The sequence below is a fragment of the Pseudorhizobium flavum genome, from assembly GCF_044142885.1.
Classification (GTDB): domain Bacteria; phylum Pseudomonadota; class Alphaproteobacteria; order Rhizobiales; family Rhizobiaceae; genus Neorhizobium; species Neorhizobium flavum.
Map to the genome: position 1 here is coordinate 1 of NZ_JBIOKZ010000013.1, position 24,550 is coordinate 24,550.

General features: G+C 60.2%; 24 protein-coding genes and 2 pseudogenes. 7 read left to right on the forward strand and 19 right to left on the reverse strand.

From position 1 onward, the window contains the following. The 9 genes from ACEPP2_RS18895 to ACEPP2_RS18935 all read right to left on the reverse strand — a co-directional run. Positions 1-687, reverse strand: a 687-nt coding sequence (locus ACEPP2_RS18895) for an IS66 family transposase (RefSeq protein ID WP_395517567.1), incomplete at its 3' end; no start/stop codon positions are given. Positions 688-732: 45 nt separating this feature from the next. Beyond that, positions 733-1,080 carry an IS66 family insertion sequence element accessory protein TnpB gene (gene tnpB / locus ACEPP2_RS18900; RefSeq protein ID WP_077549229.1) on the reverse strand — a complete coding sequence of 116 codons (348 nt, stop codon included), beginning with the start codon at positions 1,078-1,080 and terminating at the stop codon, positions 733-735. Then, positions 1,077-1,487: an IS66-like element accessory protein TnpA gene (tnpA, locus tag ACEPP2_RS18905; protein WP_395517568.1), complete on the reverse strand. Its 411-nt coding sequence runs from the start codon at positions 1,485-1,487 to the stop codon at positions 1,077-1,079. The genes tnpB and tnpA overlap by 4 nt, the downstream gene beginning before the upstream one ends. A 381-nt stretch (positions 1,488-1,868) precedes the next feature. Then, positions 1,869-2,759: a sugar phosphate isomerase/epimerase family protein gene (locus ACEPP2_RS18910; RefSeq protein ID WP_395517569.1), complete on the reverse strand. Its 891-nt coding sequence runs from the start codon at positions 2,757-2,759 to the stop codon at positions 1,869-1,871. 92 nt (positions 2,760-2,851) lie between these two features. Next, positions 2,852-4,468 carry an FGGY-family carbohydrate kinase gene (locus ACEPP2_RS18915; RefSeq protein WP_395517570.1) on the reverse strand — a complete coding sequence of 539 codons (1,617 nt, stop codon included), beginning with the start codon at positions 4,466-4,468 and terminating at the stop codon, positions 2,852-2,854. A gap of 14 nt (positions 4,469-4,482) precedes the next feature. Next, positions 4,483-5,211 (reverse strand): SDR family oxidoreductase, encoded by a 729-nt coding sequence (locus ACEPP2_RS18920; protein WP_395517571.1) that lies wholly within the window; start codon positions 5,209-5,211, stop codon positions 4,483-4,485. A 21-nt stretch (positions 5,212-5,232) separates the two neighbouring features. Next, entirely contained in the window at positions 5,233-6,474 is a 1,242-nt protein-coding gene (locus ACEPP2_RS18925; RefSeq protein WP_395517572.1) for a sugar ABC transporter permease, read from the reverse strand. After that, complete coding sequence (locus tag ACEPP2_RS18930) at positions 6,471-7,283, reverse strand: ATP-binding cassette domain-containing protein (RefSeq protein ID WP_395517573.1); 813 nt, start codon at positions 7,281-7,283, stop codon at positions 6,471-6,473. The genes ACEPP2_RS18925 and ACEPP2_RS18930 overlap by 4 nt, the downstream gene beginning before the upstream one ends. Before the next feature lie 107 nt (positions 7,284-7,390). Next, positions 7,391-8,437, reverse strand: coding sequence for an ABC transporter substrate-binding protein (locus ACEPP2_RS18935; RefSeq protein ID WP_395517626.1), 1,047 nt, complete (start codon positions 8,435-8,437; stop codon positions 7,391-7,393). Positions 8,438-8,679: 242 nt separating this feature from the next. Between ACEPP2_RS18935 and ACEPP2_RS18940 the strand changes: the two genes are divergently transcribed. Both ACEPP2_RS18940 and istA read left to right on the forward strand, forming a co-directional pair. Next, positions 8,680-9,708, forward strand: a complete 1,029-nt coding sequence (locus ACEPP2_RS18940; protein ID WP_395517574.1) for a substrate-binding domain-containing protein — start codon at positions 8,680-8,682, stop codon at positions 9,706-9,708. Positions 9,709-9,987: 279 nt separating this feature from the next. Continuing rightward, positions 9,988-11,437 (forward strand): annotated as a pseudogene (istA, locus tag ACEPP2_RS18945) (IS21 family transposase); the annotation flags it as partial. Here istA and ACEPP2_RS21180 read toward each other — a convergent pair. Continuing rightward, positions 11,436-11,585 (reverse strand): annotated as a pseudogene (locus tag ACEPP2_RS21180) (helix-turn-helix domain-containing protein); the annotation flags it as partial. The pseudogenes istA and ACEPP2_RS21180 sit on opposite strands and share 2 nt — an antisense overlap. A 94-nt stretch (positions 11,586-11,679) precedes the next feature. Here ACEPP2_RS21180 and ACEPP2_RS18950 point away from each other — a divergent pair. Then, on the forward strand, positions 11,680-12,495 hold the full coding sequence (locus ACEPP2_RS18950; protein WP_395517575.1) for a hypothetical protein: 816 nt from the start codon (positions 11,680-11,682) through the stop codon (positions 12,493-12,495). A 9-nt stretch (positions 12,496-12,504) separates the two neighbouring features. Here ACEPP2_RS18950 and ACEPP2_RS18955 read toward each other — a convergent pair whose 3' ends face one another. From ACEPP2_RS18955 to ACEPP2_RS18970, 4 genes are all read right to left on the reverse strand, one after another. Next, positions 12,505-13,950, reverse strand: coding sequence for an NAD-dependent succinate-semialdehyde dehydrogenase (locus ACEPP2_RS18955; RefSeq protein WP_395517576.1), 1,446 nt, complete (start codon positions 13,948-13,950; stop codon positions 12,505-12,507). Between the two features lie 62 nt (positions 13,951-14,012). Beyond that, on the reverse strand, positions 14,013-15,332 hold the full coding sequence (locus ACEPP2_RS18960; RefSeq protein ID WP_395517577.1) for an aspartate aminotransferase family protein: 1,320 nt from the start codon (positions 15,330-15,332) through the stop codon (positions 14,013-14,015). Positions 15,333-15,424: 92 nt separating this feature from the next. Further along, positions 15,425-16,591 (reverse strand): iron-containing alcohol dehydrogenase, encoded by a 1,167-nt coding sequence (locus ACEPP2_RS18965; RefSeq protein WP_395517578.1) that lies wholly within the window; start codon positions 16,589-16,591, stop codon positions 15,425-15,427. A gap of 62 nt (positions 16,592-16,653) precedes the next feature. Continuing rightward, positions 16,654-17,370 (reverse strand): TetR family transcriptional regulator, encoded by a 717-nt coding sequence (locus ACEPP2_RS18970; RefSeq protein ID WP_395517579.1) that lies wholly within the window; start codon positions 17,368-17,370, stop codon positions 16,654-16,656. A gap of 174 nt (positions 17,371-17,544) precedes the next feature. Here ACEPP2_RS18970 and ACEPP2_RS18975 point away from each other — a divergent pair, with 174 nt between their 5' ends. Genes ACEPP2_RS18975 through ACEPP2_RS18990 form a run of 4 tightly spaced genes read left to right on the forward strand, consistent with a single transcriptional unit; the run spans position 17,545 to position 20,579 of the window. Beyond that, the gene (locus ACEPP2_RS18975) at positions 17,545-17,988 is read left to right on the forward strand and encodes a MaoC family dehydratase (RefSeq protein WP_395517580.1); all 444 of its coding nucleotides are present in this window, start codon (positions 17,545-17,547) and stop codon (positions 17,986-17,988) included. Continuing rightward, positions 17,988-18,902: an SDR family NAD(P)-dependent oxidoreductase gene (locus ACEPP2_RS18980; RefSeq protein ID WP_395517581.1), complete on the forward strand. Its 915-nt coding sequence runs from the start codon at positions 17,988-17,990 to the stop codon at positions 18,900-18,902. The genes ACEPP2_RS18975 and ACEPP2_RS18980 overlap by 1 nt, the downstream gene beginning before the upstream one ends. 3 nt (positions 18,903-18,905) lie before the next feature. Continuing rightward, positions 18,906-19,361 carry an acyl-CoA thioesterase gene (locus ACEPP2_RS18985; RefSeq protein ID WP_395517582.1) on the forward strand — a complete coding sequence of 152 codons (456 nt, stop codon included), beginning with the start codon at positions 18,906-18,908 and terminating at the stop codon, positions 19,359-19,361. Positions 19,362-19,376: 15 nt separating this feature from the next. Then, positions 19,377-20,579, forward strand: coding sequence for an acetyl-CoA C-acyltransferase (locus ACEPP2_RS18990; protein ID WP_395517583.1), 1,203 nt, complete (start codon positions 19,377-19,379; stop codon positions 20,577-20,579). An 80-nt stretch (positions 20,580-20,659) separates the two neighbouring features. Here ACEPP2_RS18990 and ACEPP2_RS18995 read toward each other — a convergent pair whose 3' ends face one another. Genes ACEPP2_RS18995 through ACEPP2_RS19015 form a run of 5 tightly spaced genes read right to left on the reverse strand, consistent with a single transcriptional unit; the run spans position 20,660 to position 24,546 of the window. Further along, positions 20,660-21,148 carry a thioesterase family protein gene (locus ACEPP2_RS18995; RefSeq protein WP_395517584.1) on the reverse strand — a complete coding sequence of 163 codons (489 nt, stop codon included), beginning with the start codon at positions 21,146-21,148 and terminating at the stop codon, positions 20,660-20,662. After that, complete coding sequence (locus tag ACEPP2_RS19000; RefSeq protein ID WP_395517585.1) at positions 21,145-22,113, reverse strand: branched-chain amino acid ABC transporter permease; 969 nt, start codon at positions 22,111-22,113, stop codon at positions 21,145-21,147. Before ACEPP2_RS19000 ends, ACEPP2_RS18995 begins: the two co-directional genes overlap by 4 nt. A 1-nt stretch (position 22,114) precedes the next feature. Next, positions 22,115-23,002, reverse strand: a complete 888-nt coding sequence (locus tag ACEPP2_RS19005) for a branched-chain amino acid ABC transporter permease (RefSeq protein WP_395517586.1) — start codon at positions 23,000-23,002, stop codon at positions 22,115-22,117. Between the two features lie 4 nt (positions 23,003-23,006). After that, complete coding sequence (locus tag ACEPP2_RS19010; RefSeq protein ID WP_395517587.1) at positions 23,007-23,762, reverse strand: ABC transporter ATP-binding protein; 756 nt, start codon at positions 23,760-23,762, stop codon at positions 23,007-23,009. Then, positions 23,749-24,546 (reverse strand): ABC transporter ATP-binding protein, encoded by a 798-nt coding sequence (locus ACEPP2_RS19015; RefSeq protein WP_395517588.1) that lies wholly within the window; start codon positions 24,544-24,546, stop codon positions 23,749-23,751. The genes ACEPP2_RS19010 and ACEPP2_RS19015 overlap by 14 nt, the downstream gene beginning before the upstream one ends. Between the last annotated feature and the right edge of the window lie 4 nt (positions 24,547-24,550).

Sequence of the window (24,550 nt, forward strand, 5' to 3'; positions counted from 1 at the left end):
GCCCTCGCGGGCATAGCGTTCGCTTTGGCGATTGAGCGGCTGATGCTGGGCGAACTTCTCGAACAGGATCATCGCCAGAAGGTTTGGCCCGGCAAAACCGCGCGGCGTCACATGGAAGGGTGCTGGCGGTTGGGTGATCTTCTCGCATTCGCGGCAGGAGAACTTCTCCCGCACGGTCTGAATGACCTTCCACTGACGAGGGATGACCTCCAGTGTCTCTGTGATATCCTCACCGAGCTTCGACAGCTTGGCAGAGCCGCAGCAGGAGCAGTTTGTCGGAGCAGCAATGACGACACGTTCGCGCGGGAGATGCTCGGGAAACGGCTTGCGTGATGGGCGCTTGCGCTCGAAGGCCCTGACGGTCGAGGCATTGGCTGCGATCTCCGCCGCCAATTCATCTTCGCCAGCATCAGCCTCCAGCTCCTCGAGCTGCAGTTCCATCTGTTCGAGAAGCCGCGCTTTGCGCTCGGAGCGACTGCCATAAAGCTCCCGGCGGACTTTCTCGATCTCCAGCTTCAACCGCGCGATCAGCGCCTCGGAATGCGACACGAGCGCCTTCGCGCTGGCGGCCTCTGCCTTGGCGGTCGCTGCCTCGGCCTCGGCCGTAATGCGTCGGGCACGCTCCGCCGCCAAGGCCGCAAGTGCGCTGGCAAGGTCGTCAGGAAGCTGTTCAGCCGCATCGTTCATGGGCTGATGGAATCATATTCGCCCCCGCCATTCCAGCGTTTTTGCTCATCCGACTGATGTTGGTCGCCAGGTCTTTTGCGGCATCCGCCAGTCGATACCCTCCAGCAGATAACCGAGCTGTCCAGGCGTAATTACCACCGTACCATCGGCCACCGACGGCCATACAAAGCGTCCCCGCTCCAGCTTCTTCGTGAACAAGCAAGCTCCCTGGCTATCGTGCCAAATGACCTTGATCAGACCGCCGCCACGCCCGCGGAACACGAACAGGTGCCCGCACATCGGATCGCGCTTCAGTGTCTCTTGCACCATCAGCGACAGACCGGGAAAGCCCTTGCGCATGTCCGTATAGCCGGTCGCCAACCAGACCTTCACACCACCAGGAACAGGGATCATCGCCGACCCAGCACACAGTCGAGAATGCGACCGAGCGCCTCCGTGTCGATGTCGCTGTCCACGCGGACACGACGACCACGGCCTAGCTCAATCGTCACATCGCTGCGCTTCCGGCGAGGTGGTGGCGGAACCGGCGTTTCCGGGGCAGCGGATTGGGCTGCCGGCGCGGTCTCCGACACGATCACGGGCACCAACGTGCTCGATACCTGCATCGACGGCTCCTCGATCCGGCACAGTTCTTTGCGCCAACGAAAGAGCTGGCTGACATGGATACCGGCTGCGCGGGCTACCTCCGAGATCACAGCGCCAGGTTCAAAGCAGGCAGCAACGAGCCGCTCCTTCTCCTCGCGAGACCAGCGGCGACGGCGCTCGACAGACGTGATCACTTCAATCGGATGCTTCGTCATACGACTACTCCTAGTGCTACCACTAGGACTTCCGATGTTCGCATCAACCTCGCAAGGCGGCCCTCACCGGGCGCTTGCAATTTACGCGGCGCGATATTGTTGAAACGGGTGTTGTAATCGCGGCCAGCCGGTCGGTGCGATCGGGGTCGATCCAGACCCAGTCCCGGAATGCCTGTTTATGTCGAATGTCCGGTCAAAGGGGGTGCAGCTCACTTTCCGAGGAGGACTTCATCTGACAGCCGATATAACTCCAAGCTGGCACCAGGGATCCCCCACGACGGAAGTTCGCGCTTCCCCATGGTCGCGGCGGGATCAAGCGTGAAATGCTTTCCCGGTTAACGGATCACTCCGCCGAGTGGGTCCCCGACCATGACGGTCCGGTCAAGGTAGTCTTGACGTTCGCGAGACTGCGTTCTGCGCGGCAATCATCTGTGCTTGCGTGTACATCATGGCATGACGAACAAGATCATCCCCATCCTCCCACGTCTCACGCCAAATGCCGAGGATGCCCGTCAATGGCTGCCCAACCACACGGGATGAGAACGATTCATAGGTGATAGGGCCGCTGTAACCGATACGGGCTAAAGCCTGAAACACAGATTTCAGATCTATGGAGCCTGTGCCCATGTAGCCGCGATGGCTTTCGCCAGTATGAAAATATCCCAGATAATCGCCAGTCGCATGGATCGCCGCCACCGCGTCGGCCTCTTCGATATTCATGTGGTAAACGTCAAGATGAACCTTAACGTTCGCCGCTCCTACGCGACGGCAGTACTCAACAGCCTGAGCCGCGGTATTGATCATATTGCTTTCGTACCGATTGACGACCTCCATGCCCAGCGTGATGCCGCAGGCTGCCGCTTTTTCGGCTACGCGAGCCATCACTTCAATCGAAGAGGCGACACCAGCGGATGTTGCTGGTTCGGAGTATTTTTGGAAAGCCGAGTAAAGGATGCCGCAGACATGCGTCGCGCCAACATCACGCGCCATCGATACAACATCCAGTAGATGTGCTTCTCCTGCCCTAACGCGTTCTGAATCCGGCGATGATATGTCCTTCTCGGCCTCGAGCCCGAGCGACATTGTAACTCCAATACCTGCCTTCTCTAACCGCTGGCGCGTGACCTCGATGTTCATCAGGTGGGGGGCCATTGCCGAGATCTCGATCAGATCGAAGCCCATTTCCGCAGTCTTGTCGATCGCACGGATCGCTTCTTCTTCGCTCCAACCCGCCACCCAAACGTTGGCGTGCAGCCCCAAGCGGTTTTTCATTCGACTCTCCTCTCTATGATGAACGCAGCGCCTCTAGCGCATCAGCTGTCGCGACCACACGATCAGCTCATGGCCCGCCTGTAAAAACCGCTTCACCGGATTTCCTTCGCTAAAGCTTGAAGTCGCAAGAAGGCCTGGTAGCGCCTTTGATGGGAGGCATCGACCTCATCTCCCGCGGGCTCGTACGTGGCTCCAATGCGACTAGTCTGCGCCATTGCGGCGGGAAGGTCGTCAAAAAGTTTGCCCGCAACCGACCCTAGTAGTGCTGCCCCTAGGAGCACAGGCTCCTCTGCGTCGGAAGCAAGCACTGGCTTGCCTATTGCGTCGGCAAGCAGCTGGCGGATCAACTCGGATTGTCCAGCGCCACCCGATATCACAACCTTCTCCACGGGCGCACCCGCATCCGACTGGGTATCGATGATCTGTCGCAATCCGTACCCAATGCCATAGATGCCTGCCAGGTACAGTAATGCGAGGCTCTCAAGATCGCGCTCGATACCTAAGCCAGAGATGACAGCACGGGCATGCGGATCGGCATTAGGCGCTCGGTTGCCAAGGAATTCCGGCACAACATGAAGGCCCTCAACCCTTTGCACGAGACCGCTGAATGAGGTCGCGTTTTCAGTCAGCTTCTCTGTCAGAAGCTGCGCGACCGATACTCCGCGTTCTTGCGCCACCTCCCGCGCCTGTTGGCTTGCAGGATGACAGGCAACGAGGTGATCTATCGCGGCTCCCGCTGCCGACTGTCCTCCTTCATTCAGCCACATTCCAGGAACCATCGCGGAGAAGTACGGCCCCCAGACTCCACGGACGAAAACCGGATCTGTCGTTGAGGTCATGGTGCAGGAGGATGTTCCGAACACGTATCCCATATGGGTAGCAGGATTGCCTTCAATCCCGACGGTGCCGATACCGCCCGCGTGAGCATCTATCATCCCAGCTGCAACCGGAGTGCCGGGAACCAGACCTAAATCGGCTGCCGCTGCTGCCGTAAGCCCTTGGCCGAGCGGGGTTCCAGGATCCGCGATGTTCGTGCCGATCCTGACAAAACCCTCATCAGCAAGTTCATCAAGTCCGATCTGCCTGAAGTAGGTCGGATCCCAGCGGCGTTCATGAGCCAGGTAGGTCCATTTGCAGGTGACCGTACAGGTTGAGCGGGACAGGTCACCTGTTGACTTCCAAGTTAGAAAATCAGCGAGATCGAAGAACTGCCACGCTCGGTTGAACACCTCCGGCCGCTCTTCCTTCAGCCAGAGGAGCTTCGGCGTCTCCATTTCCGGAGATATGCGACCACCTACGTATTCTAGAACGTCGTGACCCGTCGCGTTGATGCGTTCGGCCTGTTCGATCGCACGATGGTCCATCCATACAATGATGTCTCGAGAAGGGTCTTCCGACGGACCAACAGGAAGAGAACTTCCTCCCTCCCCCAACACTACTAGGGAACAGGTAGCATCGAAGCCGATCCCAGCAACTCGTTCGGGATCAACACTGGCTTCGGCTAGCGCAGTACGGACAGTGTGGCAAACGGCAGCCCAAATATCGGCCGATGATTGCTCAGCAAGTGCTCCCGGCCCCCGCCAGAGCGTGATGTCTTGCTTCGCAGCAGCAAGCATCTTGCCCGAGAGGTCGAACAATGCTGCCCGCGCACTACCAGTGCCCACGTCGACCCCAAGGATCACCCGTTCATCGCGTTTTGAAGTAGCCACCGTCTGCCTCACACCTACAGGTCCAAGCTCGTCGGCATGATGACCAGATCGCGAACAGTGACGGTTCGCTTGCGGGTCAGCATGAAGAGGACAGCATCCGCTACCTCCTGTGGCTGCATGAGGCTCCCGTTCGCCAGCGCTTCCTCCATCTTTGCCTTGGGCCAATCATCGAGGAGAGCGGTAACAACGGGACCTGGCAGGACGGCGCAGACTCTGATGCCATGCGGAGCGACCTGGCGACGAGTAGAATGGACGAAGGCCTGAACCGCGAATTTGGAAGCCGTATAGATCGGTTCCCAAACAACCGGGATCACGCCAGCGACTGACGAGGTGAAGACAATATCTCCAGACTTCTGCGCGATCATATGCGGTAGTACCGCATGAACAGAACGGAATGCCGCATTGATGTTCAGGTTTAACATCTTGTCCCACGCATCAGGATCGCCTTCTGCAACTTTGCCGCCGATGTATGCTCCAGCGTTGGCATAGAAGACGTCGAGACCACCGGCGACCTCCAGAATGCGTGGAAGAATGGCCGAAACTTGCGGACCATCTAGAAGATCAACCACAAGCGGCAGCGCACTTGGCCCTATCTCTTTGCAAAGCTGGTTTAGCCTTTCCTCGGCTCTATCAATCAAGACTACGGTTGCTCCCGCGGCCACCAGCGTGCGAGCAGTTTGCAGGCCAATTCCCGAGGCTGCTCCCGTGATGGCGACAACCTTGCCCTTCATCTCATCAGTCATTTCTTTATCTCCAGAAATTGGTCAACCGCGTCCGTGACTTGCTCGCGAACGTCGCGCAAGAGAATCCACGATGACGGCGATGGCGAGGACTCCACCAGTGATCATGTAACGTAGACTCGAAGGCAGGTTTAGAAGCGTCAGGCCGTTGGATATCGCTTGGATCACGATGACCCCTAGCAAGGCTGAGTAGGCGCTTCCCCGCCCTCCGAATAGGCTGGTTCCACCGATAACCGCAGCGGCAATCGCGTTAAGATTGACATCTCCCGTCCCAGCCTGCTGGCTTGAAGACGCCAGGCGAGATGCCGACAAGATGCCACCGAGCGCGGCGAGGCTCGAGCATAGCACAAAGGCGGAAAGGTAGATGCGCTTGATGTTGATCCCGGCGCGTCGGGCCGCCTCGCGGTTTCCGCCGACCGCGAACATTGAGCGGCCCCATTTCGTGCGCGTCAAAGCGTAGTTCATCACAACAACCAGAAGCGCGAACAAGCCAAACATCCATGGCACGCCTCGGCCGAGGTTCAGGTACCAGACTGCGAACTCCAGGGTGGCAGTCAAGGCAATGACTTTTGCCAGCCGAACACCAAGCGGCTGCGCCGTCAGCCCAACGTCCTTGCGCTCCTTAGCTATTCGTAGTCCTGCATAAAGAATGACGAGTCCTGGAAGCACCGCAACGAGATGGGCAAACCAGGCGGGCATGATCCAGAGCTGGCCGAACTTAACCAGCGGCGAAGCGTAAGGCAGATTGATGGAGCCAGTATTGCCGAGCAGGTAAAGCTGGCAGCCCAAGAGAGCCAGTAGCCCTGCTAGCGTGGAGATGAAGCTCGGCATCCCAATCCAGTTGAACAGCGAAGCGTAGACGGCACCCACCAACGCGCCCGTTGCAACCGCGACCAGGATCGCGAGCGGGATCGGCACGCCCATGTTCACCCAGAACACGCCAAGTATCGCAGATGCCAACCCACTCATCGAACCCACCGAGAGGTCGATCTCGCCGAGCATTAGTACACAGACAATCCCTAGCGATATGACGCCAACCGTGGCGCAATCGAACAGGAGATTGACTAGGTTGTTGGGCGCAAGAAACAGGGGGTTGAGGCTCGTGAAGACGGCTGAAATTACCAGTAGCCCGACGGCAACAGGTAACATACCCAAGTCGCCAGAACGTATGCGATCAACAAAGGCCGACAATGTGCCCATCACGCTGTCGTCATGGCTGACGCGCTCGTCCGCTCGATCCAGGGGCTTGTTTGCTGTACTACTCATGCCCGCGGCCCTTCGACTTCCACTGCTTTGCGTTTGTTGCGGCGCGATACAGAATTCTCAGTTGCGCCTGTTATGGCCGCAACCAGTTCCTCGTTGCTGGATTCTGGGCTGAAGACGCCGTTGTTACGCCCCAGACGCAGCACGACGATCCGGTCCGCGACAGCGCGCACATCTTCCATGTTGTGGCTAATCATGATGACCCCGAGCCCGCGATCACGCACTCGCTCGATCAGGTTCAGCACCTCGGCGGTTTGGGCTACTCCGAGCGCCGCAGTCGGCTCGTCAAGCATGATGATCTTGGGATCTAGAAGAAGAGATCTGGCGATGGCAACCGTCTGCCGCTGCCCGCCTGAGAGAGAAGCTATAGGCTCACGAACCGAGGGGATCCGTGCCGCTAGCTCTTGAAGTAAGGTCCAAGCCCGAACTTCCATCTGAACTTCATTGAGACGGAATGGGTTGAGCTCGTGACCGAGGAACAGGTTGGCCACCACATCAAGGTTCTCACAAAGCGCCAAGTCCTGGAACACCGTTGCGATACCCTGGTTCAGGGCCGTGGCAGGGCTATCCAACACAACCTCTCGCCCCATGAATTTTATGGACCCCGAGGTTGGCTGGTGCACACCCGCGAGAGTTTTCACCAAAGTGGATTTTCCCGCACCGTTGTCGCCCACGAGGGCCACCACCTCTCCGGCCCGCACTTCAAGATCGATGTCTGTCAAAGCTGAGACAGCGCCGAACTTTTTAGAAATTCCACTAAGGCTAAGTATCACCTCGCCAGCGACAGGTGACCCACTTGAAAGCGTCATCATTGACCTCAACAACCTGTTCAGAGGACGGATTCAGCATCCGGCTGGAGGGAGGCACCAGCCGGATGCTACCTGTCGGCGCTTAACGGCACAGACAGGTACTTGCCCTCTTACTTCGTTATACCGAGAGCCTTGCAACCCTCTGCGTACTCACCCGTGCACACCTCTTCAGGCGTCTGGATCCCCTTGTCGAAGATCTCAGCCTTGATGTTCTCAGATGTGACAACGGCAGGTACGAACAGCTCGGACGGAGTGTTGTAGAGCTCAGTCTTTGCCTCAGGAGTCTCTCCATTCAGGAATTGCACAGCGGCCTTGGCAGCCGCTGCCGCAACGATCTCCGACGGCTTGGAGATCGTGTTGTACTGATCGCCCGAGATGATCAACTGTAGAGCCGCGATGACGGCATCGTTCCCCGTCACCGGAGGCACCGGGTCAACGCCAGCCGCTTTGAAAGCCGCGATCGCTCCACCTGCGGTACCATCGTTGGCCGCAGCAACACCCTTGATCTCATCGCCAAAGCGCGTGATCTGCCCAGCGGTCCACTCCTGTGCCTTACTCGGCTTCCAATCCGGCGTGTCGTATTCTGCCAACGTCTTGTAGCCCGATCCTTCCAGGCCACGATGGATGCCATCACGGATCAAGCCAGCTGCCGCGTCAGTCGGCGAACCATTGATCTGCAGCACGCCCGAACCTTCAGGAACGCCCTCGGCCTTCATGTGATCCACCAAAGACTTCGCGATGGCGTAGCCGAGACCTTCATTGTCGAACGATACATAGTAGTCTGCAGGAGTGTCGGGGATCGGACGGTCATACGCGATCACCTTGACGTCCTGAGACTGCGCAAGGTTTACGAGCGCGGCCGCGGCAGACGAGTCCACGGGATCGAGGACAATCACCTTCGCGCCCTGCGTAATCGCGGAGTTGAACTGCTGTTGCTGCAGCGACATGTCAGCGTTCGCGTTCTGATAGATCACCTTGCAATCCGGGCAGAGCTTTGCCATTTCAGCCTTGAATCCCGGATAATCATGCTCCTCGTAGCGGGTCGAGCCTTGATCGGGCATCAAAAACGCCACGGTTCCGCTTGTCTGAGCGTTAGCCGCATTTCCGGCCAACAAGGCCGCGAGCCCGACAGCAGCATACAGCATCTTAGTTCTCATTTCTTCTCCTCCTCTAGCGCCATCAGCGATTCTGGCGGCCCCAAAGCCCATCACCACCACAGCCGCTGCGAAACCCTCGCAGAGAAGCGTGTTGATCAGGCAAAAGGTGAACCAACCTCCCAGCTCGCCTAGCGCGTTTGTTCGATGCACAACCGATTGAGCCTCATTGCTCAACCGATGTAGCAGAGACTTGCATAATCGATTTCAGCCTGTCAAGCTGGCGTATCTTCAGGAGATGAAGTTTGACGAAGTCGCAAAGTGCACCAGTGAAACGACTAACGATCTACGACGTGGCAGCGCTCGCTGGAGCCTCACCAACCGCGGTGAGTTCGGTTCTGAACGGCACGTGGAAGAAGCGCCGGATCAGCGTTTCGTTAGCAGAGCGCATCAAACAAATCGCGGATGAAAACGGCTTTGCTCTGAATATGCAGGCGAGCGGTCTTCGCCGTGAAACGTCCCGGCTGATCGGGATGATCGTGCCCAAATATGACAACCGCTACTTCGGTTCTATCGTAGAAAAGTTTGAAAGCAGGGCACGCGAGCGCGGCCTGTTTCCTATCGTGACGTGCACACAGCGCGATCCAGAACTAGAAGTGCAAGCTGCCCGTGCGATGATATCCCATCAGGTGGATTGTCTAGTGGCTACCGGTGCCACTGACCCGGATCGTATCACTAAGCTTTGTTCGAAAGCGGGCGTACGCTCGCTCAATCTGGATCTACCAGGGAAGATGGCACCTTCCGTGATTTCGGACAATCGCGGCGGAGCGTACGCCCTGACTAAGCGGATTCTCGCTGCCTCGGCCGATACGCGAGCTCCCGGCCAACCCCTGCTTTATGTCGGCGGGCGGTCTGACCATAACACCACGGAACGAATTCGAGGTTTTACGGAAGCACATCAAGAGGCAGGTATTTCTGTGGACCCCTCCATGATCCTCGCGACAGGCTACGCTCCCGATAAGGCAGATGCTGCTTTGCGCGAGCTGGCAGCCGAACGCGGCAAGCTTCCAGCTGCCATGTTCGTTAATTCTACCATACCGCTTGAGGGCGTGATGCGGTGGATCAAAACAAGCCGCCACTTCGGGGATCATCTCCCCCATATCGGATGCTTTGACTGGGATCCGATGGTCCCCATCCTAAACGAGAACATCGTGATGCTGCGTCAGGACGTCTCTGGCATGCTGAATGCATTATTCCATCTGATCGACAGTGAGGCGGTTACCCCTCGGCTCGTCGAAGTGCCAACCCTCTTTGCATCGCTGGACACTGATTGATTCAACATGGATGGCCAGGAGCAACCTGGAATCCAATCACGTCTGCAACCGCCCGCCGCGGGATGTGATATGGTAGATACTACCAAGCGCAAGCTCGACCACGCGGCAAAGGCGGGATGGTTGCATTACCGAGAAGGTCTCTCTCAGACTGAAATTGTGAGAGCGGCGGTGCAAAAGTCGGCCACGGTAGCGGCGGCATAATGCTGCCGCGGGCGGAGTAAAATCCGGCCACCTATTTCCTTTCTGCAATGAGCGCAGGAGGGACAGGGGATCTACACCGTGGAACTTTATTTAAGGGTTTCGTCTGGCTGTTTCCGAAGGGATGACGCAGCGTCAGGCGGCGAAGCATTTCAACATCTCGCGCGACAGCGTTGCGAAGATGGTGTCGTATTCGACACCACCCGGCTATCAGCGGCGGTCACCGATCCGGCGGCCTAAGCTGGATGCGTTTGTGTCGACGATCGACCAGTGGCTCGATGCGGATATGCAGATGCCGCGCAAGCAGCGCCATACCGCCAAGCGTGTGTTCGATCGGCTGCGTGACGAGTGCGGCTTCACCGGCGGCTATACGATCATCAAGGATTACATGCGCGAGCGGGATCAGCGCCGCCAGGAAGTCTTCGTGCCGCTGTCGCATCCGCCGGGCCATGCGCAGGCCGATTTCGGTGAAGCGATGGTGGTGATCGGCGGCGTCGAGCAGAAGGCCCGCTTCTTCGTGCTCGATCTGCCGCATAGCGACGGCTGCTATGTGCGCGCCTATCCGGCTGCGGTGGCCGAGGCTTGGGTCGATGGCCACATACATGCATTCGCGTTCTTTGGGGCCGTCCCTCAATCGATCGTCTATGACAATGATCGCTGCCTTGTGGCGAAGATCCTGCCCGACGGCACGCGTAAGCGGGCAGCGTTGTTCAGCGGCTTCCTGTCCCACTATCTGATCCGGGATCGCTATAGCCGTCCTGGGAAAGGCAACGACAAGGGGAATGTCGAGGGTCTTGTCGGCTATGCCCGGCGCAACTTCATGGTGCCAATCCCGCAGTTTCCAACATGGGATGCGTTTAACGCCTTCCTGGAAGAACAGTGCCGCAAGCGCCAGAGCGACAAGCTGCGCGGCGCGAGCGAGACGATCGGAGAACGATTGCAGCGGGATCTGGCGGCCATGCGTCCTTTGCCGGCGTCGCCCTTCGACGCCTGCGACCAGGCGAGTGCTATTGTGACGGCCCAGTCACTGGTGCGCTACAAGACCAACGACTACTCCGTGCCGGTCGCATACGGCCATCAGGACGTCTGGGTCAGAGGCTATGTCGACAAAGTGGTGATCGGCTGCCGCGGCGAGATCATTGCCCGCCATCCCCGAAGCTGGGAGCGCGAAGACGTCATCTTCGACCCGGTCCATTACCTGCCGCTGATCGAGCAGAAGATCAATGCGCTGGATCAGGCAGCGCCACTCCAAGGCTGGGACCTGCCGGAGGAGTTCGCCACGCTACGCCGGCTGATGGAAGGCCGCATGGCAAAGCATGGCCGGCGGGAATACGTGCAGGTTCTGCGCCTGCTGGAAAGCTTCGACCTTGCGGACCTGCATGCGGCCGTGAAGCAGGCCATTCAGCTCGGCGCGATCGGCTTTGATGCAGTGAAGCATCTGATCCTGTGCCGGGTGGAGCGTCGGCCGCCGAGACTGGACCTGTCCATTTACCCCTACCTGCCACGGGCGACGGTCGAGAAGACCTCGGCCGGATCGGCAATTGACGCTGATAGCCCGGCGGCGTCGAATACGACACCATCTTGGCAACGCTGTCGCGAGATATGTTGAAATGCTTTGCAGCCTGACGCCGGCTCATCCCTTCCGAGACAGCCAGTCGCACCTTCAGATAAAGTTCCACGGTGTAGATCCCCAGGCCCTCCTGCATTCGTCGCAGAAGGGTAAATAGGTGGCCGGGTTTTACTCCGGCGCAGCAGGACTATCCCGCCGCTACCGTGGCCGACTTTCTCACCGCCGCTCTCACCCGTATCGTTGAGCTCAGCGACTTCACCGGACCTCTTTGTCAAAGACCTGCCGTCAAAGCTTTGCTGGACTTCCTTCCGGCAACGCTCTGCCAGCAATGCGCGCACACGCTGACCGAACAACTCACGAAGGACGCCCACACCCGCCTTTCACTTAGCCTTAGACTATCCGACCGTAAAAAGGCTTCCGTGGTAGCACGGCGGCTCAATGCCCTACTGCTAGAGATCGAGTTGTTGCCGAGGGCGAGGATGGCGACGAAAGAACAGCTTGCGAAGATCTTCGCGCTCGAAATCGAGTCGATGCGAGACGAGATCGAGAAGCTCGACCGAGCAGCCAAGCGCAGCGGCTCCCTTCGCGATTCGGTGCATCGGGAAGCTGACCGCCAAGTCGGGTACGCCTACCGTCTGCTAGAAGCTTATGGCCCTGCCGAGGACCTCAGATTTGAGACCGGGTCCGAGGTACACGAAGCGCTGCTTGAGGTCGGCGCGACGGAAGGTGATATGCCTTTTATCACTGAGACCTTCAGGTCAGAGCGAGAAGGCGTGCTCGCCGACCGAAACGGTCGAACGAAAAGCCCTTTCCTGCGAGACGTCCTCCATCGCATGGCACAGGTGGGCCTAGATGATACCGCTTTGAACCGAGACGCAGCGACCGAGGAAATCTTCCGAGCACGCGCAGATGTATTGTTGGCGCCGGCCGACGATCCACGAAAGCCAAAACTGTCTGGCGGGTCTCGGCGCTCAGAACGTGCGGCAGCCCATACAGACGTCAGCCACGGCTCTTCCTAAGTTGCCTCGTCACACGGCCGAACAAATATACTTCATCTCCAGATACTCCTCGATGCCGTACTTCGAGCCTTCGCGGCCGAGGCCGGATTGCTTGACGCCGCCGAAGGGGGACATTTCGTTGGAGATGAGGCCGGTGTTGTGGCCGACCATGCCGTATTCGAGGTCTTCTGAAACACGCACCGCGCGGGCGTGGTCTTTGGTGTAGAAATAGGCGGCGAGGCCGAAGATGGTGTCGTTGGCCATCGCAACCGCTTCTTCTTCCGTGTCGAAGGCATAGAGCGGGGCGAGCGGGCCGAAGGTTTCTTCCTGCGTCACCGTCATATCGGTGGTCACACCGGTCAGAACTGCCGGCTGCAGCATCAGACCGTCGAGACGCTTGCCGCCGACCTTCAGTTCCGCACCCTTCGAGATGGCGTCGTCGATGTGGGCGAGAACCTTCTCGATGCCCTTTTCCTCGATCATCGGGCCGATTTCGGTGCCAAGCTCCATGCCATTGCCGACCTTCAGGGCTGAAACGCGGGCGGCAAGCTTGTCCGCAAACGCGTCATAGACGCCGCGTTGGACGAAGATGCGGTTGGCGCAGACGCAGGTCTGGCCGGCATTGCGGAACTTGGCGATCATGGCGCCTTCAACCGCTGCGTCGAGGTCAGCGTCGTCAAAGACGATGAACGGCGCATTGCCGCCGAGTTCCAGGGACAGGCGCTTGATGGTCGCAGCGCTCTGCTCCATCAGCACGCGACCAACCTCGGTCGAGCCGGTGAACGAGAGCTTGCGCACGGTGTCGGAGTCGGTAAGGACCTTGCCGATGACGCGGCTAGAGCCGGTGACGAACTGGAGGACGCCCGCTGGAACACCTGCGCGTTCGGCCAAGACGCCGAGTGCAAGCGCAGTCAGTGGCGTAAGATCCGCAGGGCGTACGATCATGGTGCAGCCGGCAGCAAGTGCGGGCGCTGCCTTGCGGGTGATCATCGCCGCCGGGAAGTTCCACGGCGTGATCGCGGCGGTAACGCCGACCGGCTGACGGATGACGGTGATGCGCTTGTCGGCCTGCGGGGCTGGGATCGTGTCGCCATAAACGCGCTTGGCTTCTTCGGCGAACCACTCGACGAAGGAGGCGGCATAGACGATCTCGCCACGTGCTTCAGCCAGCGGCTTGCCTTGCTCGCTGGTGAGGATCACAGCGAGATCATCAGCGTTCTCGATCATCAGATCAAACCACTTGCGCAGGATCGCCGAGCGTTCCTTGGCCGAGCGGCGCGCCCATGGGCGGAAGGCGGCATTGGCATGGCCGATGACGGCTTCGACTTCTTCAGCCGACACCGACGGGATGCGAGCGATGACGTCACCGGTGGCCGGGTTTGTCACGTCGACCGTCTTGCCCGATTGCGCCCCAACCCACTCGCCATTGACGAGGCACTTGTCGATCAGAAGGCTAGGATCTTTCAAAGGCAGCATGGTGATCTCGCTATGTGGAAAGAAGGGCAAAGCTTTTCAGCGACTACGAGGAGAATTCGGGTTCAAACTTCCGCAAGCTTCGGCAATGCACGGGCGAAAGCGTCGGTGATCCGGTCGATGTCATCGAAGGTCATCGGCGTCGAGAAACAGACGAGGCCGTTGGCCGCGATGATCACGCCTTCGTCGAACAACAAGCGCGACAGCGCTGCGACCTTCTTCGCACCGTCAGGGCCTGCCAGCACTGTTGAGCGGAAGTCGGAAAGCGTTGCTTTGTTAAAGTGGATGCGGCGCAGCGAAGCCAAACCCGTTACCTGCGCCTCTATCCCGAGTTCCTCGAAGAGGGCGGTGATTTTCGCTTCGAAACGGTCGCCCAGCGCTTCCAGATGGGCAAAGACCTCCGGTGTCAGGGCTTCCATCGCGGCAATGCCAGCCATCATCGACATAGGGTTGGCGCTGAAGGTGCCGCCATGCTGCACCTTGGGTGCGCCGTTCGACGGGTCGTAGACCGCCATCACGTCCTTGCGGCCGGCAACTGCGCCGATCGGGAAACCGCCGCCAATGATCTTGCCGAGCGCCGTGACATCCGGATTGATGCCATAACGCCCCTGCGCGCCGCTGTAGCCGAGGCGGAAGGTGATCACCTCATCGAAGATGAGCAGAGCGCCGGTCTCTTTGGTCACGCGGCGCAGCATCTCGAGGAATTCCGGTGTCGCCGGAACCAAGCCGGCGCGGTTCGGCATGACGTCAACCAGCACGCCCGCGAGGTCATTGCCCTTGGCACGCAGGATCTTCTCGCCAAGCTCGACATTGTTGAACGGTATGATGACGACGTCATCGAGCACGCCCTGCGGGGTTCCTGCTGCAGTCGGAACAGGGTTCGGGGCGTCGACGTCTCCCCAGTTCTCCGGCCTCGCCTCCTGGCTGGTCTCCACCACATCATACGCGCCGTGATAAGCGCCTTCGCACTTTGCGATCTTGGCGCGACCGGTAAACGCACGTGCGACCTTCACGGCATTCATGACCGCTTCGGTGCCGGAGTTGCAGTAGCGGACCTGCTCAACCGAAGGCAGGCGTTCGACCAGGATTTCGGAGAGCCTCACCTCCCCCGGCGTCGCCATGCCGAAACAGAAGCCCTTCTCGAGCTGTTCCCGCGCAGCTGCCTTGATCGCCTCGCAGCCATAGCCGTGGATTAACGAGGTAAAGTTGCCGACGGCGTCGATACGACTGTTGCCATCGATGTCGATGATCCGGCAGCCCTCGCCGCGTTCAGCATAGACCTGATGGGGCGTACGAAAGACCGTGTGTCGCGTGTTGCCGGCCGGCATGACGTGCTTGGCACATTCATAGAGGGCGGCCGACTTCGGTGTCCCGAAAGTGCTCATGAATTCCTCCCTATGGACAGACAGGATCCGTGCGAACGAGGCGCTGTCCTCGTTCGCATCCTCAGCCGGAACTGCTGCCCGTTTTTTGGCTATCAGAAGGCCGCGCGATAAAGCGCGAGCGCGTCCGCTTCTGTAACTTCCACCGGATTGTTGCCGAGTAGGCGCGTTTGCAGCATTGCGTCGGCAGCAAGCTGCGGCAGCATTTCCTCGGCAACGCCCGCGTCGCGCAGGCGGCGCGGTGCACCCGACGCATCCATCAGTTCGATCAGTCGCTTCACGAAAGCGTTCGCCTTGGCCTCGCAACCGGCGTCCTGCGGGACATCTGCGCCGACAGGATTTGCAAGCTCCGCATAGAGCGGTGCGGCAGCCTTCATGTTGAACTCGAGCACCGGCTGCAGCATCAGCGCGTTCGAAAGTCCGTGCGGGATGTGATAGCGGCCGCCGAGCGGATAGGCGAGCGCATGCACCGCCGCGACCGGAGCATTGGCGAAGGCCTGGCCAGCGAGAAGCGCGCCGATCAGCATCGCCTCGCGCGCTGCGCGGTCTGCGCCGTTCTTGCACGCAGCAATGAGGTTCGACGACAGAAGCCGCAGCGCCTCGCGAGCTGCCGCATCCGACAACGGGTTCTTCTTGTGTTTGCTGGTGTAGGCTTCAATCGCATGCACCATTGCGTCGATACCGGTCGCAGCGGTGTGCAGCGCGGGCAGACCAACCGTCAGCTCGGCGTCGAGCAGCACCCGGTCAGCATAGAGCTGGTCGGAAACGACACCCATCTTCGAATGGTCTGGGCGGGTAAGGATGGTGATGTTGGTGACTTCAGAGCCGGTGCCGGCAGTCGTTGGCACCTGCACGAGCGGCAGGCGCCTCCCCCGCACGTTGCCAATGCCGTAGAGCTCGGAGAGCGGCTGCTCGCTGACCAGCATGACGGCGGCGAGCTTGGCGACATCCATGGATGAGCCGCCGCCGATGCCAATGACGATGTCCGCGCCGGCTGCGCGCCCCTGGGAGACGCAGTCGAGAAGCACCTGCTCGGCTGGATCGGCGACCACCGCATCGAACACCGTGACCTTGAAGCCGGACCCGGCAAGCGAAGCCTTCGCGGGTTCCAGTACGCCCGCCTTATGCAGGCCGCCATCGGTTACGATCAACAGGTTGCGGGCAGGAAACCAGCTGCCGAGGAGTTCGCCTAGTTTTGCGGCGCCGCCCCACTCGACGTGAATCTGCCCAACCGTGGTGAAGGAAAACGGCAAAGAAGTCATGGCTGCATTCCCTATGATATTCCGGCTGCTGCCGGACGGAATTTCTGATGGAGATTGTGGCGTTAGACGATGCCCTCGACCTGGCGTTTCGCCAGTTCGCGAGCGATCTCCTGCTTGTGTTCCAGCGTTTCGCCGGCGCGCGGGCGGTACCAGATCGCGGTCCAGTTGACCGCGCCCAGCATGCCCTTGACGGCGATGGAGGCGTTTTCGGCGCGGATGCTGCCGTCCTCCTGGCCGCGGCGGAACACGTCGATGAACAGGCGTTCGAAGTCGCCGCGGATCGCCATGATCTCGTCCAGCACCTGGCGCTGCGCGAGCGTGGTGGCACCCAGACGATGCATGTGAACGCCCTGCACAACGACCGCTAGGTAGGCGATGTTCTGCAGCATGGTCAGTGCATGCGCCTCCAGCATCGCGTTCAGCGTCGCGCGGCCGGTCGTGCCGGTCTGCATAGCTGCGTGAACTGCTTCGTTGAGGCGACGCATGCCTTCACGGTGGACGTCGAAGAACAGATCGGTCTTGGAACGGTAATAGTGGTAAATGCGTCCCTTGGTGGCGAAGAGGCGGCGCGCGACGTCATCAATGCTCGCGCCCTGGAAGCCCATTTCCATGAAGCACTGAGCCGCAGCGTCGAGAATGTCGATGTTGGTGTCGACAGTCTCCCCATCGGCCTTGTTCCGCCGCGCGCGGGTCGGGCGGCGCGGTCGGCCAGCCTCAACGGGAGCTTCTGCTTCGCTCAGTTCGCGCTTATCACCCGCGTCAAGCCGCGCGTTGGCCATCAATTCCTCCAAAGACTTTTTCTCCTGCATATCAGCGGATTTGCATGAGGTACGCAATTGCCCCAGCACCGAACAGTTGCTGCGCGAAACGCTAGACGCCTGCCATTAAACATACTACTGAGTATGTTGCAATTGTCGATTCCGCGGCAGACGTTGAGGGAGTGGAAAATCCAGATGAATGAACTGACCCGCCAGAGCGAACCGTTGATCTCTGAATGGATCACCGTCGATCAGCCGTTCGTGGACAGGTTCGCTGATGCGATACTGGATCATCAGTTCATTCACGTGGAGCCAGAGCGCGCGAAGGCCGAAGGCCCCTATGGCGGCACGATCGCCCATGGCTTTCTGTCGCTGTCGCTGCTGACCCATTTCACGCACAGCGCCCTGCCCCTGCCTGCCGCAGGCGTCGTCGAGGTGAACTACGGCTTCGACAAGATCCGTTTCCTTGCGCCGGTACCTGTCGGATCGCGCCTGCGTGGCAAGTTTACGCTCGTCGCTGAAGAGCCAAAGGGCGGCGGCAAGCTCCGTCGTTTCGCCGTGGAAGTCGAAGTCGAAGGAACACAGAAGCCGGCCGTCATCGCGGAATGGCTGGTTCTGGTTGTAGAAGGAGAGAATTAATGGCCGTCAGCTTCAAGGATCAGGTTGCGATCGTTACTGGCGCGAGTGGCGGGCTCGGCCGCTCGCATGCGTTGATGCTCGCCGCGCACGGTGCGGCAGTCGTTGTGAACGACTTTGGCGGAGCGCGTGACGGCACCGGTGGGTCAACCGCAGCCGCCGATGCGGTTGTGCGCGAGATCAAGGAAGCGGGCGGCCGTGCCATTGCCGATGGCGGCAACGTCACCTCCGAAGCCGACATGCAGGCCATGGTGGAGCGTACGCTGAAGGAATTCGGCCGCGTCGATGTCCTCATCAACAATGCAGGGATCCTACGCGACAGGACCTTTACAAAAGTAACGATCGAGGATTTCCGCGCCGTGGTCGACGTGCATCTGATGGGCACGGCAATCGCGTCCAAGGCGGTGTGGGGCGTGATGCGCGAGCAAAACTACGGCCGCATCCTGGTGACGTCGTCAACTTCCGGCGCATACGGCAATTTCGGTCAGTCCAACTACGGCGCGGCCAAGATGGCGTTGATCGGCCTGATGAACACGCTGCACCTTGAGGGTGCAAAGTACGGAATTCATGTGAATGCCATCCTCCCGACGGCAGCTACCCGCATGACCGGCGACATGATGAGCGAGGAGATGCTGCAAATGCTTGCTCCCGAACTTGTCTCGCCGGCTGCGGTATGGCTCGTGAGCCGGGAGGCGCCGTCACGCACCACTCTTTTGGCAGGTGCCGGCACGGTTGCGCGCCTCGCCGTCGTCGAGAGTGAGGGCGTCTGCTTCGCCGGCAAGTCGCTGACGCCGGATGATGTCGCCGCAAACTTCGACCGCATCGCCGACGTCTCCTCGCCGATCGAGCCCGCGGAAGGCTTGCGCCACGTCGATCGCATTATCGAGAACGCCCGGAAAGCCCTTGGCCAGGCCTGACAGATGAGCGAACGCCTTTATCCCCTTCCCCGCAGCGCTTATCCTTGGAACCAGGAGACCGTGCTGCAGTGGGAGGACTGTGACATCTACGGTCACGTCAACAACGTTGCCTACCTCAAATACTTCGACACGGCCCTGAATATGGCGCTGATCGATCACGGGGCTCTGGACCTTTCTTCGGATGCCTCCGATCCGATTGGCCTAGTGGTCAAGAATGGCGCCGAGTTCTTCAGCGAAATCAACTTCCCGACCCGGCTTTGGGTCGGAGCTCGGGTCGAGAAGGTTGGGCGTACAAGCCTCACTTGGGGTTTTGGCCTGTTCTCTGCCGAGGAGGAACTCTGCGCTGCACGCGGTACTTATGTGCATGTTTACGTGGACCGGCAAACGCGCCGGCCGATTGAACTGACCGACAAGCTGCTTGCCTGCGCCAAGGCGCTGGCGGTGCCTGACGACAACTGATTTTGGGAGAAGCAGATGAGAGAAGCAGTAATCGTCTCCACCGCGCGCACGCCGATCGGCAAGGCGTATCGCGGCGCGTTCAACGCGACCACCGCGCCGCGCCTGATCGGTCATGCGATCGAGCATGCGGTCAAACGCGCCGGCGTCGACCCGGCCGAGATCGAGGATGTTGTCGTCGGTGCAGCCCTGCAGCAAGGCACGACGCACATGAACATCGCCCGCACCGGCCTTCTGCGTGCCGGACTGCCGGTTACGGTGCCCGGCCAGAGCGTTGACCGCCAGTGCGCCTCTGGCCTGATGGCGATCGCGATTGCCGCCAAGCAGATCATCTCCGACGGTATGCAGATCACGATCGGTGGCGGCGTTGAACAGATCTCGCTGGTTCAGAACGCGCAGATGAACATCGCTAACTGGCGCGATCCCTGGATCGACGCCAACCTGCCGCAGACTTACATGTCGATGCTGGAAACGGCGGAGATCGTTGCAGACCGCTACGGCGTCAGCCGCGACGCGCAGGACGAATATGCCCTGCAGTCGCAACAGCGCACCGCCGCGGCACAGGCAGCCGGCCGCTTCGATGACGAAATCGTGCCGCTGACGACGATCATGCATGTGACCGACAAGGCAACCGGCGAGGTCTCCGAGAAGGAAATCACCCTTGCCAAGGACGAGGGTAACCGTCCGGAGACGACGCTCGAAAGCCTTACCAACCTCAAGCCAGTCTTCCGCGACGGCCAGCGCATTGCCGAAGGCCGCTTCATCACCGCCGGCAACGCCTCGCAGCTATCCGACGGTGCATCGGCCTCGGTGCTGATGGAGCGCAGTGAGGCTGAAAAGCGCGGCCTTGCGCCACTCGGCCTTTATCGCGGCATCTCCGTCGCGGGCGTTGGCCCCGAGGAAATGGGCATCGGTCCAATTCCCGCCGTTCGCAAGCTCCTCGCCCAGCACAATCTCAAGGTCGAGGACATCGGCCTTTGGGAGTTGAACGAGGCCTTCGCAGCGCAAGTCATCCCTTCCCGAGATCAGCTGGGCATTCCGAACGAATTGCTCAACGTCGACGGTGGTGCCATCTCAATCGGTCATCCCTACGGCATGTCGGGTGCACGCATGGTCGGCCATGCGCTGATCGAGGGTAAGCGCCGTGGCGCTCGCTACGTTGTCGTTACGATGTGCGTTGGTGGCGGTATGGGCGCCGCGGGACTGTTTGAAGTGCTCTGACACCGTTCATGCAACAGACATGAAAGAAGGCCGGTGGAGCGATCCACCGGCCTTCTCTTTGTCAATTCGCCTTCTGCGGATTATCGCCCGAGGCCGATCCGCCTGTCGATATGCGCGAGCGGCAGGATTGTGGCTCCAGCTTCAGCGGCCTTCACAATGCGGGCTGCGATATGGTCCGGGAATACAGCTGCCTTCGGCTGTCCGGACGCGCGAGAGACGTGCAACTGCACCTGTTCGTTCCAAGCCAGCAGGTTGCCGTCGCTGTCATGCATTTCGATGTAAAGATGCATGCGCTTGGTGTCTGCAGCCAGAACATGAAGCGTCAGCTCCAGCGCCATGCCTTGGTGGCATTCGCGCTGGTAGCCGATGCGCATGTCGAGCGTGTACAGCGTGGCAGACGTCGCATCCCGGTACGCCCGGTCGATGCCGATTGCGTCCATGAACGCCGTTACGGTCTGCGAAAAGGCGATCGCATAGGCGAAGTCGCCCATGTGACCATTGTAGTCGACCCATTCCGGACGGACGACATCCGCCCGGCTAAAGGTTGCGGCAGCGCGAAGGTCCGTCATCCCTTGCGACGCTCCAGCAGATTCACGACCTCGCCAACGACTCCGCGACGGAACAGAAGCACGCAGACCATGAACGTGCCGCCAAGCACCATCGTCACCGGCAGGCCGGAAGTGGCGAGAAAGTTCTGCATCCCGATGAGGATGCCCGCACCTACGACAGGACCAGCCAACGTGCCGATACCGCCAATCAGCGTCATCAAGATGACCTCACCGGACATTTGCCAGGCAACGTCCGCGAGCGTTGCGAACTGGAACAGCAGCGCCTTCAGTGCGCCGGCCAGGCCAGTGAGCCCCGCCGACATGACGAACGCTGCCAGCTTGAAACGCTGGACCGAGTAGCCGAGCGAAATGGTACGAGGCTCGTTCTCACGGATGGCGCGCAGGATCTGGCCAAACGGCGAGTTGACGATGCGCCAGATGAGGACAAGGGAAAGCACCGTAACCGCTGCGATGAAATAGTAGAGATTCATCGTCTCGTTGAGATCGATGATCCCAAACAGGTACCCGCGCGAAAAGCCCTGAATGCCGTCCTCGCCGTTGGTGAACGGCGCCTGCAGGCAGAAGAAGTAGAACATCTGCGCCATTGCGAGCGTGATCATCGCGAAGTAGATGCCCTGACGTCGAATTGCGACCGCGCCAATGATGAGGCCAAGCACGATCGCGGCAGCAACGCCCGCGAGGATCGCGAATTCGGGCGTCACTTGCCAGACCTTCAGGGCGTGTGCGGTGACGTAGGCAGCACCGCCAAAGAAGGCGGCGTGGCCGAACGACAGCAGACCCGTGTAGCCGAGAAGCAGGTTGAACGCTGCTGCGAACAGGACGAAGCAAAGCAGCTTCATCACGAAGATTGGGTATACCAAGGCCGGCAGGATCGCGAGGACCAGGATCAGAGCCACGAAGGTGAGCGCCGGAACCGGGCTCTTACGGGTCGGCATGACGATGGTGTCGGCGTGTGTCGCGGACATGTCAGCTGTCCTTTCCGAAAAGACCGGCCGGGCGCAGAAGGAGCACGATGGCCATGATGACGAAGACAACGATGTTGGCTGCCTCGGGGTAGAAAACCTTGCACAGGCCTTCGACGATGCCGAGCATATAGCCGGTGACGATCGCGCCGAGGATTGAGCCCATGCCGCCGATGACGACAACTGCGAAGACGATGATAATGAGGTTCGAGCCCATCAGTGGGCTGACCTGGAACAGCGGCGCGGCAAGCACGCCGGCAACGCCGGCCAGCGCACAGCCGAAGCCGTAGGTTAGCGTCAGCAGCAACGGCACGTTGACACCGAAGGCCTGCACCAACGTCGAATTTTCGGTTGCTGCGCGCAGGTAGGCGCCGATCTTGGTCTTCTCGATGATCGCCCAGGTTCCGAGGCACACGATCAGCGAGGCGACGACGACCCAACCGCGATAGTTCGGTAGCATCATGAAGCCGATATTGGTGGCACCTCGCAGCGCTTCGGGGGCCGCATAAGGTTGGCCCGATGTGCCGAAGTAGTGACGGAAGCCACCCTCGAGCAAGAGTGCCAAGCCGAAAGTGAACAGCAGGCCGTAAAGATGGTCGAGGCCGTAGAGCGCGCGCAGCATCGTGCGTTCGATCACCATCCCGACCACCGCGACAATCAGCGGCGCGAGGACCAGCGCGCCCCAGTAGCCGATGCCGGCATAGTTGAGCAGCATCCAGGCTGCGAAGGCGCCCAGCATGTAGAACGCGCCATGGGCGAAATTGACGATGCGCAGCAGCCCGAAGATCACTGCAAGGCCAAGCGATAGCAGCGCATAAAAGGAACCGTTGATAAGGCCGATCAGGAGCTGTCCCGTCAGGACGGGCAGCGCCACTCCGAAAATTGTGGTCATGGTCTCACACCCCCAGGGCCGTATTGAGTGCCTCGGTGCGTGCAGGCAGTTCCGAGACCGTGAAACTGTCGATCACCTGACCGTGGTCCATCACGTAGAAATGGTCGGCGATGCGCGACGCAAAGCGGAAGTTCTGCTCGACGAGCAACACGCTGACGCCGTGCGTCTTGAGCACCTTCAACACTTCGCCGATACGCTCGACGATCACCGGAGCGAGGCCCTCGGTCGGCTCGTCCAGCAAGATCAGGCGCACGCCGGTGCGCAGGATGCGGGCAATCGCAAGCATCTGCTGCTCGCCACCGGAAAGCTTTGTGCCAGGGCTGCCGCGACGCTCGAAGAGGTTCGGGAAGATCTCGTAGATCTTCTCAATACTCATGCCGCCCTTGGCGACGACCGGCGGCAAGGTCAGGTTTTCCTCTACCGTGAGGCTGGCGAAGATGCCGCGCTCTTCGGGAACGAAACCAAGGCCAGCATGGGCGATGCGGTGCAATGGCACGCGCATGATCGACTTCTGCTCGAACTCAACCTCGCCCTTGCGCTTGCGGATGATGCCCATGATGGCACGCAGCGTCGTCGTTTTGCCGACGCCGTTGCGGCCGAGCAGCGTGACGGTCTCGCCGGGGTAAACGTCGAGATCGACGCCATGCAGCGCATGGCTCTCGCCGTACCAGGCTTCGAGCTTGCGCACCTTGAGTTGCGGTGCCGCGTCGCCGCCGCGCGCAACCGTTGCAGGCGCAGTCAGCGTATCAGTGGCTGTCATCTTCGGAACCCATATATGCTTCGCGCACGCGTGGATCGGCGCTGACCGTCGCGTAGTCGCCGCGCGCCAGAATCTCGCCCCGCTGCAGCACGGTGATGTCGTCACCAATGTCTCCGACGACCTTGAGATTGTGCTCGACCATGACGAGAGCGCAGTCGCGGGAGACAGTCTTGATGAGTTTTGCCATGTGTTCGACGTCCTCCTGGCCCATGCCGGCCAGCGGTTCGTCGAGAAGAAGGACGCGGGGCTCGAGAGCCAGCGTCGTCGCGATTTCGAGCGCGCGCTTGCGCCCGTAGGAAAGATTGTTGGCGCGCAAGTGTGCCATGTCGGCAAGTCCAACGCGGTCCAGCAACTCCATCGCCTGCCGGTTGAGCCGGTCGAGGCTGATTAGCGAGCGCCAGAACTGGCGGGACATGTTATTGGGCCGCTGCAGGGCAACGCGGACGTTGTCCAGCAGCGTCATGTCGCCAAACGTGGCAGAGATCTGGAACGACCTGACCATGCCCATCCGCGCCACGCTGGCCGGATCCATTGCCGTGATGTCGGTCCCATCGAGCACGATGCGACCCTCAGTCGGCTTGAGGAACTTGGTCAACAGGTTGAACACGGTACTCTTGCCGGCGCCGTTGGGGCCGATCAGCGCGTGGATACGGCCGTGGCACACGTCCAAGTCGACGTTGTTGACGGCGGTAAACGGTCCGAAGCGCTTGGTCAGCCCCCGTGCCGAAAGTACGGCACGGGGTGCGCCAGCATCGGCAGGAGCCGCAGCTGGTTTATTGGTCATGGTC